At 50.3% G+C, this 13,816-nt stretch carries 20 protein-coding genes; all 20 read right to left on the bottom strand.

Annotated elements, in window-relative coordinates; translation table 11 throughout:
* Positions 1–2: 2 nt before the first annotated feature.
* A complete protein-coding gene (locus SACSAC_RS15445) occupies positions 3–512 on the bottom strand; it encodes a GNAT family N-acetyltransferase (protein WP_037287908.1) in 510 nt (169 codons plus the stop codon).
* An 18-nt stretch (positions 513–530) separates the two neighbouring features.
* A complete protein-coding gene (locus tag SACSAC_RS15440; protein ID WP_037287907.1) occupies positions 531–1,190 on the bottom strand; it encodes an HAD family hydrolase in 660 nt (219 codons plus the stop codon).
* On the bottom strand, positions 1,187–1,825 hold the full coding sequence (locus SACSAC_RS15435; protein WP_037287906.1) for a hypothetical protein: 639 nt from the start codon (positions 1,823–1,825) through the stop codon (positions 1,187–1,189). The genes SACSAC_RS15440 and SACSAC_RS15435 overlap by 4 nt, the downstream gene beginning before the upstream one ends.
* 53 nt (positions 1,826–1,878) lie before the next feature.
* Positions 1,879–2,277: a GNAT family N-acetyltransferase gene (locus SACSAC_RS15430; protein WP_037287905.1), complete on the bottom strand. Its 399-nt coding sequence runs from the start codon at positions 2,275–2,277 to the stop codon at positions 1,879–1,881.
* Between the two features lie 25 nt (positions 2,278–2,302).
* Positions 2,303–3,103, bottom strand: coding sequence for a GNAT family N-acetyltransferase (locus SACSAC_RS28025; RefSeq protein ID WP_037287904.1), 801 nt, complete (start codon positions 3,101–3,103; stop codon positions 2,303–2,305).
* Positions 3,104–3,670 carry a 3'-5' exonuclease gene (locus SACSAC_RS28020; protein ID WP_037287903.1) on the bottom strand — a complete coding sequence of 189 codons (567 nt, stop codon included), beginning with the start codon at positions 3,668–3,670 and terminating at the stop codon, positions 3,104–3,106.
* Positions 3,671–3,689: 19 nt separating this feature from the next.
* Positions 3,690–4,790 (bottom strand): HAD-IIIA family hydrolase, encoded by a 1,101-nt coding sequence (locus tag SACSAC_RS28790; protein WP_425414816.1) that lies wholly within the window; start codon positions 4,788–4,790, stop codon positions 3,690–3,692.
* A gap of 19 nt (positions 4,791–4,809) precedes the next feature.
* Positions 4,810–5,787: a hypothetical protein gene (locus SACSAC_RS15405; protein WP_425414815.1), complete on the bottom strand. Its 978-nt coding sequence runs from the start codon at positions 5,785–5,787 to the stop codon at positions 4,810–4,812.
* Positions 5,788–5,847: 60 nt separating this feature from the next.
* Positions 5,848–6,330: a hypothetical protein gene (locus SACSAC_RS15400; protein ID WP_037287902.1), complete on the bottom strand. Its 483-nt coding sequence runs from the start codon at positions 6,328–6,330 to the stop codon at positions 5,848–5,850.
* A 450-nt stretch (positions 6,331–6,780) separates the two neighbouring features.
* Entirely contained in the window at positions 6,781–7,314 is a 534-nt protein-coding gene (locus SACSAC_RS15390; RefSeq protein ID WP_156951019.1) for a hypothetical protein, read from the bottom strand.
* A gap of 74 nt (positions 7,315–7,388) precedes the next feature.
* Positions 7,389–7,655, bottom strand: a complete 267-nt coding sequence (locus tag SACSAC_RS15385) for a hypothetical protein (protein ID WP_037287899.1) — start codon at positions 7,653–7,655, stop codon at positions 7,389–7,391.
* Positions 7,656–7,789: 134 nt separating this feature from the next.
* Positions 7,790–8,677, bottom strand: a complete 888-nt coding sequence (locus SACSAC_RS15380) for a class I SAM-dependent methyltransferase (RefSeq protein WP_037287898.1) — start codon at positions 8,675–8,677, stop codon at positions 7,790–7,792.
* 145 nt (positions 8,678–8,822) lie between these two features.
* Positions 8,823–9,749 carry a DUF7638 domain-containing protein gene (locus tag SACSAC_RS15375; RefSeq protein WP_037287897.1) on the bottom strand — a complete coding sequence of 309 codons (927 nt, stop codon included), beginning with the start codon at positions 9,747–9,749 and terminating at the stop codon, positions 8,823–8,825.
* 22 nt (positions 9,750–9,771) lie between these two features.
* Complete coding sequence (locus tag SACSAC_RS15370) at positions 9,772–10,860, bottom strand: NAD(P)H-dependent flavin oxidoreductase (RefSeq protein WP_037287896.1); 1,089 nt, start codon at positions 10,858–10,860, stop codon at positions 9,772–9,774.
* Positions 10,861–10,896: 36 nt separating this feature from the next.
* Positions 10,897–11,085, bottom strand: coding sequence for a hypothetical protein (locus tag SACSAC_RS15365; protein ID WP_037287895.1), 189 nt, complete (start codon positions 11,083–11,085; stop codon positions 10,897–10,899).
* Position 11,086: 1 nt separating this feature from the next.
* Entirely contained in the window at positions 11,087–11,740 is a 654-nt protein-coding gene (locus SACSAC_RS15360) for a hypothetical protein (RefSeq protein WP_051507157.1), read from the bottom strand.
* Between the two features lie 15 nt (positions 11,741–11,755).
* Positions 11,756–12,250 carry an HAD domain-containing protein gene (locus tag SACSAC_RS27195; RefSeq protein ID WP_051507156.1) on the bottom strand — a complete coding sequence of 165 codons (495 nt, stop codon included), beginning with the start codon at positions 12,248–12,250 and terminating at the stop codon, positions 11,756–11,758.
* A complete protein-coding gene (locus SACSAC_RS15350; RefSeq protein WP_037287894.1) occupies positions 12,247–12,714 on the bottom strand; it encodes a hypothetical protein in 468 nt (155 codons plus the stop codon). The genes SACSAC_RS27195 and SACSAC_RS15350 overlap by 4 nt, the downstream gene beginning before the upstream one ends.
* 15 nt (positions 12,715–12,729) lie before the next feature.
* Entirely contained in the window at positions 12,730–13,128 is a 399-nt protein-coding gene (locus SACSAC_RS15345; protein ID WP_037287893.1) for a hypothetical protein, read from the bottom strand.
* A complete protein-coding gene (locus tag SACSAC_RS15340; protein ID WP_037287892.1) occupies positions 13,121–13,816 on the bottom strand; it encodes a class I SAM-dependent methyltransferase in 696 nt (231 codons plus the stop codon). The genes SACSAC_RS15345 and SACSAC_RS15340 overlap by 8 nt, the downstream gene beginning before the upstream one ends.

Raw genomic sequence — 13,816 nt, 5'->3', positions numbered from 1 at the left:
GCCTATTCGCACAAGCTTTTCGTCAGATACAACACCAAGTCATCGTCCACCGTGATCGTATCGCCATACTTCGCATATCCGGGTTCCACGTAAATGCCTCGGCCGTCCGGTACGTAACCTCGTTTTACATAAAGAATTTGCGCATTGCCGTAATCGGAAAACAACCCTACGCCAATTCCCGCTACGGAAGAACGCTCCGCAATGATTCGTTCGGCCTCGTCCATCAATCTTGAAGCAACTCCCTGTCTCCGATACTTGACCAGTACGTTCAGATCATTAATTTCCGGCACGCCAGCTTCACGAAACGCAGCATAATCCGATGCCCACACCACGCTTCCGTAACCGGCAAACCGCCCGTCTGCTTCGGCGACCATTGTCACTCTAGCTCCTTGCTGCTGCTCTTGGACATAACGTAGATATAGCTCGGCCGGTTTATTCCATCCTTGCTCTGCAAAAGCCGATTGAATCACATTCGCATCTGCTTCCGTAAGCAGGCGCAACTCAACGTTCATTTCAAAACCTCTTTTCTTTTAATCTCGTTCCCTCACCCAAGCCGGAATCTGCATCAAGTCGTCTAACACCAAGCAAGAACATTCAGGTATCGCATAAATGGTATTCTTTTTCCAAACACCTAATAATCCCGTCCGCACACTAGCTTCCACGTCATTAACCGGATGATCGCCGACGAACATCGTTTCTTCCGGCGACAGATTCAGACGGTGTAGCGCTCTCATGAAAATGGCGGGATCAGGCTTCCGCAGCCCCTCTGACTCGGATACCAGAATCGCGTCGAAATGATCCGTAATCCCGAGTCCTGAGATATTACGGCGCTGAAAAGCGTCAACGCCGTTAGAAACGATTCCCTGCTTCACTCCCATGCCTCTTAGCTCATCCAGCATCTCGGTCAAATGCGGAAAGCCGACGCAATGATCGCGAAATGCATGCAGATAATCGTTCAGCAATTCTTGCATATCGCAAGACCACCCGAATTGCTCGATCAGACGGGTGTACACTTGGTCTTTCCACACATAACCATTCTCGTCCAATTGCAAAAAGCGCTCGACAAACTGAGCCTTGGAAACGCTGTGCATGACCGGAAAACGTTCATACTGCCGATCCAGAAAATCACGCAGCGAACGCTCCCGATCAAGCAGCGTGCCGTCCAAGTCGAACAAAACACCGCGGATCATTCGTCACTTCCTACCTGACTACCCGCTCGCGGATAGCCAATCTCAATCCGATCTTCTTCGACCTGCGCCTGACTCAATTGCGGATTGAATAGAGCCAACAACTCCGGTGTTAACGGTTCCAAATCGAAGATGCGTTGCACCGCCTGCGGATCAAGCTCGGTCTCGTAGTAATCAGATGCCCATTTCGAATAGTAGGATGCGCCGCCCGTCAACAAACGCAATAATTGCACATCTTGCGCACTGTAGAACTTATCCGCCGACCATTCTTTTCCAACCAAACGCCAGATGCAAAAAGTGGTCTCATCGCTGATAAAAGCAGGCTCTTGCAGGAACGCCGTCACATCATCCGGAACCTCGGCTACACCCAACACGGCCTCGCCTGACTTTACCCGTTCACTGTCGAAGCCCTTGATATACAATCCGCTCGGCGTGAATAACGCAAAATAATGACTGCCTTCTCCATCTCGCATCGACGCCATTTCCTCTGCCGCATCCCAAGCACTATTGTAGGAATAGTACCGATACTCCCACTCGGGTGACAGGATCGCATCCAACATGGCTGCCGCCCGGAATAGGTTCCGACATGGCTCAAGTTCAGGAAGAAGGCCGATCAAGTTCTGACTACTCTCATTCATGGGGACACGCTCCTGTTCGTTTTTATCTGATTAAGAGTTGGCAAGGCATTCGCTTACTTTTTCCTTGCGATAACGAAAGCTTTGTCTGTGCGATCAAAACCGACTTTCGGGTAATAATCCACGGCACCGGGAGCAGATAACAGCAGCAACGAGCATTCCTCGCCGATTCGGGCTTGAACTTCCTCGATCAGCCTTCGTCCGATTCCGCTCTGCTGATAATCCATATCGACGGCCAGATCCGACAAATAGCAGCAGTACGCATAATCCGTCAACGCTCGGGCGATCCCGACGATTTTACCGCCGTCCCAGGCCGTAATCACGATATCTGCGCCTTCGACCATACGAGCCAATCGCTCCAAATCCTCATAAGGACGCTTGATTCCGGACTTTTGAAAAACGCTTGAGATGTCTCCGGGCGAAATACCTTTGTAATCATGGTACACAATAGTCATGGCGCGCTGCCTCCTGTAGCTTCCTCTATAATGCCGTCCAAGCGGTACGGATATAGCCCAATTTCATGCCGATCTGCTCCATATTGCGGTGACTTTGCGATAAAAAGGCACATTGACCGACGACCAGCTTATTCAGACGGGAAAAAGCTTCGGTAACGCGATGCTCCAGCAGTTTGCGCTGCAAGCCTTGTCTGCGAAATTCCGGGAGCGTAGCGGCGAAGGTCAGCGAGGCAAGCGTATCCTTTTCAAAAAGAACAGCAGTCGCCGCAGGTACTCCGTCTAACTCCGCCACGAAAAAATTCCAACCTTCGCGATCATGCAGCACTTCGTTGTTGCTTCTGACGTGCGGAATCCCGTTGTCGGGCAGCCCGGTTCCCCGGCAGTGCAGGGTCGCGTACAATTCGAATTCGTCCGCTTCCAGCTTGCGAATCACAATCCGCTCGACATTCGAACCCTGCTCCAACACCGCCGTCATTCTTTGCTCGGGAGTCATTACCAACGAACAGTGAAACCCGGATTGATGCAGACCCAACTCCGCCATTCTTCTCAGGAAGTCTGGTCCTACCCGAGACGGGACAATTTCCAATTGGACTTTCGATCCTTTGCTCCGATAAAAATCCAGGATCTCTTCTAAATGTTCGAGGTTGGCATCGGTAACTCCTTTGACCGTATTGAAAGCAGGCCACGGCATCGTCTTGCTGGTAAAAGCAACAGCATCGTCAAAGCTGCGGATCTCAATGCCTTCCGGATTACCGGAACGGGATTGAATCGCCAACATGCGGTCCGTCATATAGTCGATTTCGGAACGTTCGATCGCGGCGATCATTTACACCAACCCCTCCAAGTCCCATTTTTCTCGATAATGAATGAAAACAGCCGCAATGTTGCGAGCGTCGTCGATACCGCGATGATGCGTGCCGTTCAATTCCAGTCCCGCAAAACTCAAAGCTTTGCTCATGCCGACCTGCTTTTTGCCGCCGAGCACCTGCTCCGCATGGAGTTGCTTCAGATTGAGATGATGCCGGGAGACCCAGTCCGCATCCAGCCGCCAACGCGTGCAGTCTTTCTCGATTTGTTTGCGATCGTAAGCTCCCCAGGACAGTAGGAGGAACGGTTCTTGCCCGATCCAATCGCGAAACGTTTGAAAAGCTTCAGGGAAACGCGGTGCCTGATCGACTTCTGCTTGGGTGATCGTCGTCAATTCCGTGCAAAACGACGTCAGCTTCCGATTGGCGACTGGCTGCACGAACGTGGTAAACTCATCCGTAATCTCAAGCGTCGAGGAAACTTTTACCGCTCCAATCTCGATGATTTCATTGTCAAAGGTTCGATCGTTTTCCTTGCAAGTCGCTTCCAGGTCGAAAATAATGATCGTGCGATCAAACTTCATCATTAGGACTCCTATTCTCTCATTATTCGTTCAACACCCGCTGCACGAATTCCGTTTTCGCACGCGTGTAGGCTTCCCGGTCGTCTTTGTAATGCTCGGCCAACTTGGTTTTCAGCTCGGCATACTCTTGGATCAGCTCGGGACGTTCCCGTAAAATGTTCCGAAACCGAAGCTGTTTATCCCACTTTTCTTCGTTTGGCAGCATCAGATGAAGGTGGCATTGGCGCTTGTCGTTTTTTACTTTGACGAAAAAGCGCCGGGAAGGGATTCCGTCCAACTCCGGCGGTACATAGTGCCAATCATGCGCGGCCAATGCTGCGATTACGGCGTCCAGTTCGTCGTACGACGGAATTCGGGCCATCAGATCGAGGATCGGTTTCGCGGGAAGACCGGGGATTGAAGTGCTTCCGATATGCTCGACTTCGCTAATCCGGTGAACGGACAACAGCTTTTTCACATGTTCGGCTTCTTGCGTTCCTTTTTCTAACCAGATCGGATCGGCAGGCTTGATTTCGATAACTTCCGTTGCCCATACCGGCCAGTCGGGATCGGTGAGGATCGCGCCGCGCTCTTCCCTGTCTTTTTCCAATAACCAGCGAACAGCTTCGTTCAAATCTTCCGCGACGTACAGAGGATACGCTTCTTGCCAACGTTCCGAAAAATCGCCCCGTTCATACCGATCAAGTTCGGCTTGTCCCGCTCCGGTCCGAACCAGAATGCCGAGACAGCCTGCTTCTTTGGCGGCAATCATATCGGTCCAGCGATCTCCGACCACGGCGCACCGCTGCAAATCTAGCCCATTTTCTTTCGCGGCGCGAAGCAACATGCCTGTGGACGGTTTGCGACACTCGCATCCTTCTCCGTGCTCATGCGGACACACGTATACCCCGTCGAAGCCGAAGGTTTTCAATTCCTGTTCAAACTGTTCCGTTCGAGCTTGTCCGCGCGCGATCACAGGTTGATTGGTAAACGAGTAGATGCGCTTGCCTGCCGCTCGAAGCGAAGCGATCGACTCCAACGCGGACGGGTAACATTCGAATTCTCCCGGCAAAATCATCTCGTCGCCGCCGCCCAATGTTCCGTCGCGATCCAGAAAAACGGCTTGTAATGTTTGATCATTCATACGCTTCACTTCTTTCGGTTTAATGAGCGATGATATAACGAAAAGCTTCTATGTAAGACGGTTTCTGAGACTTCGCGCGTTCCAAATGATCGTAGAAACTATGCGTGAATTTGAAAACATGTCCGAAATCCCAGTTTATTTTCTCATAATCCGTATTCCAAAATTCGTTCTCTACCGGCAAATATTCGCTGCGTTTCGCGGGTTGCAAAGGCAAGCGATCGACCGGAGAAACCAACTTAATCGTCTCCATGGACGGAACCGAACGACTGGCACGCAGCGCTTTTGCCAACTTCAATAAAGGAACGATGCCGCGCTGGAAAAAATCCGCATAACCCAGATCGTGAAGAACGTTGAGCGCATGCGAAAAAGTCAGCAGATGGCCGATCAGGTCATGATGCGCTTCGGCGCGGTAAATGACCGGAAACGACGACAGTTCTTCCAAGACGAAAGTCGATAGCCCTGCGGGCGTACGGATCATCGGGAAATGATCTTCAGGCATAATAGAGAAACGTTTCACTTCCGACGCGTTAAAGCCGATCCAGGAACGTCCGGGAATCGTTTTTTCGAACGAATCGATCAAATCGACGATGCCCGCGATCTGTTCTTCCGTCCCCCAACCGCGCAGCTCCCGGATCGCCGATAAGCTTGCCGCACTGTAAATCACGTTATGACCTACCCAGTGCAGACCGTCGATCGTGCGCCCCAATGCTGCTAAAATGATCGCTTCGGCTTCGAAAGAGTCCATGATCGGTCCGTGTCTATTCAGGCCGGAGCTGCGGTCGTTCTTCAATACGGAACAAACCATTTCTTCCGCTTGGACAAAAATCCGCTGCTGCAAGTCCGTATCCAACGGATTGCTTTTCACAAAAAAATAGCTTCCAATTGCAGCCGCACCAAAATGAGCCTGCCAGATGTCGCCCGTTTCTTTTTTGCAGGTTGAAAGGATGGACAGGGCGTCGCTCAATAAAAAAGATTCACGTTCGATCCCCTTCGCCACGATTGGCCTCCTTTTCGTTAAGCAGCAACCAGCCGCATAAGACAAACAAGAACAGATGCTTTATAAGCCCCTCCGACTGCGGAGCAGACGGTTCAAACTGGACCTTTTCAGTCCATGCCTTCGCAGCTCGAACACATTGAATCCCGATACGCCGTAGCTCAGCCTGAATTCGTAATAATTGACGTATTCAAGTAGAGCAAACAGGTACAATAGCGTTCCGAATATCAGATCCACCGAATTTTTGAAAAAACAGACGATCACGATCAACGTGACGACGCCGAGCAGCCGATTGATTTTGCGAAACCATGCAAAAAGTACGATAATTTTTTGATGGACTACGGTATTTTTCTTCAAACTTCGGTACCGAATCAACCAGTACGTACCGCCCTGCATCAACAGAAAAACCAGGAAGGACAGACCGGAAACTCCGGCAGGACCCAAGTCCCAATAAGTGCCTAGCATGAAAAAAGCCCAGCCCAAAATGATGCCGGCCGCTATTTCTCCCATTCCCAAACTCATGAGCGACTTTGCCTGATTTCTCATTCATTCCTTCTCTTTTCGTAAGGTCTCATGCTTCTCAGTATACCGCTTCTTCTTTTGAGGCACAAAAAATCCGGCACAGACGTTCGCTGCAACATCTATCCGGGATCAATTGCTGACGATCCGGCCTTTTCGCAACTCGCATGTTCGGACCTTCATTTTCTGGATATAATCAGTCCCCGGTATTCTTCCAGCAGCTTCTCGGATTCAATAAACAAAAGCTTTTTGCGAATCTTTTTCTGGATTTTCTCGTATTTTTCCACTTTAAGGTATTCGCCTTTTTTATGCCATGAACTTTTTTTGAAAATCTTTGATATTTTATCCGCGTCGTGCAGAATGCAGGCCAATCGCTCTTCTTCGGTATATCGGGCTCCCTGATACATTTTTTCTCTTTTGTTATGTAGCGTAATAGCTCTTGCGACTCGGCTTAATTCGTTGTCTGTTAATGTGCGTTCAAAAAAATGTTCTCCGGCCAAGTCTTTGAGCAGACTGCTCGATTTGATCGAATGCTTGTACGAAGAATCGATCAGTTTGAAGGCACCATGGCATGAACGTCGCGTATTCAATCATCTTCTCCTCCGCTTGCTCTTCGAGACGAATATTAATCTCTTTGGCAATTACGTACACGCATTTGGAGTGAAGCATGATTTTCTCGCTTTTTTTCTCCAGCTTTTTTTTGAATCCGGACGTGCCTGCAAAACTTTCCAGCCGCTCTGTTTTTCGCTCGAGTTTGGAACGATATTTTTTAAGTTTTTTGATTTCTTTTTCCGTGTTTTGCTGATTAGATAATTTATCGCAATCTTCCGTAATTTGCTTTTGGGCGTTTTTTGAATTCAAATTTTTTTTCTTGAGGAAAGCTTCATGGTTGTCAACGACTTCCCCAAAAAGGAAAGACAACTTTGCGGAAGCCTTCGTTTCTACTCCGTCCGTCATTTCTGCCAATTTCTTCTGAGCTTCTTTGTAAATTAATCGGGAAGCATACATCACATAAGAACTCCTTTTTGACACAGTTTAGTCGGGATCACGGCGAATAGGGATCAGCGGTCCGGCCTTTTCATCATTTACCCCATTATCCATGTAATCAGTCCGTATACGATTCCGAATTCAATCCCGACGATCGCCAGGCAGACGAAAATATAAAAAGACAGCTTGGCCGACGCAATCCGATCTTCGATATATTTCCCTTTGAACAAAGAAAATAGATCGGGCGTAAATGAGTAGCGGACAGACTTGTTGAAATCTTCTTCGTCGGCAAACCACAGCTTGAACACAAACCGGTACACCGGAATGTTGACGACAAGCAGGATAATCGCGAGCAGCACTCCCATGTTCTTCCCTCCTGACTTCTTATCTATTGAACGCATCGAGGCGCTTGATCGTTGTGTCCGAGCAAAAATTTACGCACAAAAAATCCGGCACTGACGTTCGATTGAACATCCGTGCCGGCTCGGTCAAAATGAGGTTATTCTTCCACGTACATATTCTGCTCTTGCAAACGAATCAGCACCTTGCCGAATCGCCCGCCTTCATGAATTTGAATCAGATCTGCCGGGTAATTTTGCCGGATATGCTGCTTTACGATGCTTCGGCTCCGCTCGTCCGCAGGCAGATTATGATGGCTCAGCCATATCATCGTATGCTCTAACGCTTCTTCGGGCGTGAACTCGGTCGTTTTCAGCTCACGGGTGACCAACGTCTCGTAAGCGTACCCGTTCAAGCAGAGCAGATGCAGCAGAAAAGCCATCTCCGTAATCTTCGGTTGGAATTTTTCTCCGGTGATCAACGGCACGACTTCGTTCACCAGGCTGCTTTCCGCGGAGCTGACCGGCATGCTGATATACGCGAATCGGCGCGCACAGCTCAAAATGCGTTCCACGCTGTCCCAATCATGCACGACCGGACACATCGACACGAAGACCAGGTCGAACGCTTCGTTCCAGCCTTTTGCCTCGATATCGATCTGCTCGAATTCGCCGGAGACGATCTCGACTTTGTTTTCCGTAAAACGCGCCGTGTTCTCCTTCAGCAATTCGACCTGCGGAGGTGACGATTCGAAAGCCGTGACCCTAGCTCCGCGCTCGGCAAAAGGAACCGTGAATACGCCTGAAGCCGCGCCTATGTCCAGTATGGACGTCCCTTCGAATTTCACGCCGCGGCTCGACAGCCAGTTCACGATCCGTGCGCTGCGTCTGCGGCCTTCTTCGTTAAAGGACTGCTCGTTGAACTTATGCGCTTTGCCGTTGAATGCCGTTGCCGGATCGATGCCGGAACGTTTCATTCGAATCGCGGCGCCGTCTCCGTATTCTTTCCATTCTTGCTGCCAAATCGTCGGGTTGAAAAAAGGCTTCATTATGCGTTCACCATGACCTTTCCGGAGTGTTGATTGGGTTATTAGAGATATCATATATCCATAATAGTCGATTAGTAAATGGATGGCAAGAAAAAAAGCGCTCAAAGGCGCTTTCTTTTCTTGCATGGACTTTAATCATTTGCGATTATACTTCTCTTTTTTCATGGGGGCGATCAATGATCCGTACATAATCGCTATCCTTATCGTCCATGCTGCCCAAGTACATGCGCAGATGCTCCGGCACTTTTTCGTAGGCTTCTTTTAGTCGCTGTCTCGCCCATTTATTGGGGTCGATCAGGTAATCGATATAGGCTTGTCGGCAAGCTTCCAGCGAGGTTTCTTTTCCTTGCAAGGCGTTCATTTCGTCGATTAATTCTTGGCGTTTCTCGGAGACGTCTACGTCGTACAGCGTTTCTTCGACGGTTATAGTGCCTAGGTCGGGAATATGAACTTCAGACTGCGGCTTCAGTTGGGTGCACAGGATGCCTTGGTCGATGTGCTCCAACACTTTTTCCCATGGAGAATACTCATGCTCTTCCGCCCCTTCGTAGAGCACTGCCGAGCCGTTTGCATAGAGGACTAACTCGACCAGGCTAACCTTCGCGTCTGTACGCTTCAACAAATGGAACCCTTTGCCTTCTACCGGCTTGCGCAATCCTGTTCCGATGTCCCGAATCGGCTTCCCGGCGGAGAAAGGACTTCTTTTAGAGATAAAAGCGTTATCGTCTGTGTCTTCGGGCATCGTATATACATTCAACATATGCGGATTAAGTTCTTTCACTTTTTCTAGCAAATGTTGAACATAACGCTTCGCATCATAGAGCCATTCTGCCTGTTTGAGCCGATAAGCGCCCAGTCCATGAATGGATAACGTCTGGCCTGCCGGAACGGAAGACACTAACCAACCGGAATGAATTTTTTCTTGCACCCCGGCCAAGTCGACGCGTTCCCAGCAATCAAAGGTCCCGTCCTCGTAAATTTCGACTTGCACGTAAAAGTATTGTCCGCCGTTATGGATGAGGCCTGCTACTGTGGTGCCTTGCAAAGTACGAGTGGCTTGAATACGCTGCATACCATCACTTCCTGTTTATTTTTCATTTTCGATGCGCAGATAATTTTTCTGATGCCTCACGCATCACTTGCTCCACGATCTCGCCTGCCTTCTGGCCCTCGGTAAGCAATCGGGTTCCCTGACCTGCCCATAAAGCCATGTACTCCGCGTTATTCTGGCGAGCGGCAGCGTTGCGAATTTCTCGGGTCAGCGTATTTTGCGCAGGAAAAGGAAGCGGAGCAACGGGGCTGTTTTGCCATAAGCGGATAAAAGCATTGTCGACTCCCCTGGCCGGACGACCCGAAAAAGCATCGGTCAAGACCGTGCTTTCCTCCGTGCTGTTCAGCAAAGCCTGCTTATAAGCGGGATGCGCGCCGGACTCTTGGGAGGTCAGGAAACGAGTTCCCATCTGCACGCCTGACGCTCCCAGCATCAGCGAAGCCGCGAGACCTCTGCCGTCCATGATGCCGCCTGCCGCGATGACCGGAATTCTTACGCTGTCGGCGATTTGCGGAACAAGCGCCATCGCGCCGATATTCGCTCCCATGCGCCGAATTGTGGTATCGAACGTTCCCCGATGGCCGCCCGCTTCGCTGCCTTGAGCCACGATCGCGTCGCATCCCGCTTGTTCAGCCTGAATCGCTTCCTCTACCGTCGTGGCCGTGGCAATTATTTTCATGCCGGCTTGCTTGGCTCGACTTGTGTAAGACTCGTTCAGCAAGCCGAAGGCCAGACTGACGATGGGCACCTTTTCCTCCAAAAGCACGGCAAATTGTCCTTCGAACAAGTCGGGCGTGCGAATATCCATATGTGAAGGATGCGCAAGGCCGAGAGAGTCCCGAACCTCGTTCAATGCCGGATTGACCTCGTCAAAACGAGTAAGATCATCCGGTTCGACACGGGCAAACAAATTAACCGCAAAAGGAGCAGAGGTCTGTTTTTTGATTTCGCGGATAACTTGGCGCATTTGCTCAGGCTCCAGATAGGCGGCACCCAACGTACCCAAGCCGCCTGCTTCCGACACGGCAGACACCAGCGGAGCCATATTCGCGATTCCCGCCATGCCTGCCAAGATGACAGGGCGCCGAATGCCGAGCAGTTCGCAAAGGTCCGTATATAAAGGATCTGTCATAAGCTGTCCTCCTTCGGTGTATTCGACATCGGGTAATCAATCCCAAATTAACGGCCATGCAATATCGCCTACAAGAATCGGAATCAAGGTCATGAGTACGGCTACAATCGACACCAGCTTGATTTCTTCTTTGCTTCTTTCCATCTTTTTCATCACGATTCGAGAAACGACAAGTACAATCAACATGACAATGAATTGTACTCCCCATTTCAAACTCAATTCCATCTTACTTCCCCATTCCCGTTTCGCCTCTGACATGCAATTCTCTTTTTAACTTCCCTACGCTCATGCCATGACGTTTGAAAGTCGCCAGTGCGCGTTCGCGTACATAAGGATCTTCATCTTCTACAAAAGGCAGGATCGTCGGCAATAGATCTTGCGGGATCAAAGCCATCATACTGAACAGACATTGGCGGCGCAGATCCTCATCCATCTGTTGTCTTTCCGACTGCTTGACGAGTTCTTGAATGATCGACAGATCTTCGAGATCCGCTTGAGCAGCCAGGCTTGGATAGTCTTTGTTCAGATCCTCCCAATCCTGCTGCCTGTCCTTTTCCAATTCGCGAATAAAATTCTCGACCGAACGGAAAGCCGGCGAGTTATCCGTTTCTTCGTGGTTGAGGTAGCAAATCCGGTACTTGAGCGATCCGTCGACATAGAGCGCGATATAATTGGAATTATCGTCCGTCCACAGCGGCAGGATCGATTCGAACACTTCAAAATCGCTCAGCGCGTCCAGCATTTCGCGAACTTCTTCCGGCTTCAGCATGCGCAGGAAAAACTCTTGCTGACGTTGAACTTCGGCATGCCGCTCCAATCGATTCACGACCTCCCCGGGCAGCGAAACCTCCAACTTGTTCAGCATTTGTGCAATATTCATGCCCATCCCTCCTTTTCAAGAACGAATGCTTGTATGCAACAGCCGTATCGCCCGCCCCGCAATCTCGCTCGTGATCCCCGAATAACTCGGACAGCGGAGGAACCGATCATTCAACTCGCCCATTTGCCATTCATCGTCCAAAATGACGTAGCTGTAGATATTATGTTCATCGTGCTTCAGCCAGTCCGCGATTTCTTTCCACCGATCTGCGGTCCGCAGCGCGTCGTCGAGCACGGGAGTGATATCGAGGATCGAATCTTCCAGCCCTGCCTTACTCAGGTTCCGCAGCAATTCCGCCCATAAAAAACCGCCGTGCTCCCTATGGATTCGCCAAGTGGAGGTGATTACGATCTTCGCTCCGGTCTCGTTAACGATCCGTGTCAATTGCTCCAAAGCATCGCGATCGAAATCCAGCCGATCACCGTCATGATTCATGCGAACGGAGCGATCCGTATTGAGCACGCCGTCGATATCCAGAAAAATGATACGCGTATCGCCGGTATAAGTCACGACAGCGTAAGCAGCACCACCGAAGTCGCGTCCGCTTCGCGCAGGTTGAATTGCAGCACCCGAATCGCTTCCAACATCATTGAACCGGCTTCGTCTTCGTCGGCGCCGTTGAACTCGTTGTAATAATTCTTCAATTCATTTTCGTCAAAATTCTCCAGATCCAGCTTGTTCAAGTAAGTCAGCCTATGCTCGTTGGTCAATACCGTACACAGCGGATAGTGCTCTTCGGCCAACTCCGACGCAAGCGCAGCATATTCGGATTCCTCCAAGTCGATCCCCGACTCGGCCAGATACTCTAACAACGTGGAATAGACATAACCCGATCCGTCGTATTCGGTTAACGGCTTGGCATGCGTTTGCAGAAAATCGTTCGTGTCTCCGTCTATCCCTTCAATCGCGACGGCGAGGCACCATTCTTCAAATTTGGAAATCGGCATTTTTTTGAATTCGGCAATTAAAGACATTTCTCTGACTTCCTCCTATTCGGGTGTTTGGGCAACCACGGTCGAAAGATGCTTTTCCCGCGTCCATACGATCTCTTCGATCTGCGATTCGGAATACCCCAGTCTAATCAGCCATTCTTTGCAAACCGGGGTAGAGCGGCGCTCTAAGGATTGGACGTACTCGGCGGTCAGCATTTCCGGATCGAACGATTCGAGAAATACCCTGAACTCGGCGAACCAGTCGGAATCGGGCGTAAGCTGTCTTTCGACGCATTGCAGGATCGGTTGGATCGCAAGCGCAGGCTGTTCGAATTTTCGGAACGCTTGAACGATGTCGTAAGCCATGTCTTGATACGCTTCCGACCAACCCGTTTCCGGTTCAAAGTGCTGATCCAGCTTATACAGCAGCGCGTGCGCGAAGTTTGTCTCATCCATTATAGGTTTTCCACCAAATGCCTGCGCATTCCGGTACGGTCGCCCACTTCCGTTCTTCGATCTTTCGCGTCAGTTCTTCGCCGAAGAAAAATCCCGTGCAGTCTTTCGCTTGTTCGACATTGTCAAAATCATAATCCAGACGCGTCCATTTGTGTTCGAACCCATACTCTTTTTCCAAAGCGGCATAATAGGAAGCAAGGAAATCGGGCGGGTTCGGCGTTTCCTTGCCTGTACCCATCGTCTCGAATATGAGAACGTTCCCGCCGGGTCTCAGCACTCGGCGGATTTCCGCCATGACCTGCCGCAAATGATTCGCCCACTCTCCGTCATCCGAATCGGCCAGATAGCAGATGCTCCAGCCGGACACGACGAGATCCACGGAGTCGTCGGGAATAGGAAGACTGCGGTGATCGGCCACGATCGTTTTCCAATTGCGTTCAATACCCTGTTCAGTCAATTTGCGATCCAGCAGCTCCAGCATTTCGGCGGACGCATCCGTACAGATGAGCGATTTGGCATCCTTGGCAATTACGCCGCTTATGCGACCCGAGCCAGCACCGAGATCAAGCACGTCCAGACCTTTTACCGAATGAATATCGTTGATGAACGGCAGCATGCTCGGTTGTCTGCCGATCATGAACTCGTAGGCTTCCGTTTGATTCCGATAGATTTGTTGGTGAGACGACAT

This window comes from Saccharibacillus sacchari DSM 19268 (assembly GCF_000585395.1).
Lineage (GTDB): Bacteria > Bacillota > Bacilli > Paenibacillales > Paenibacillaceae > Saccharibacillus > Saccharibacillus sacchari.
The sequence above is the reverse complement of the archived record's forward strand: the minus strand, read 5'-3'. Positions and strand labels throughout refer to the sequence as shown.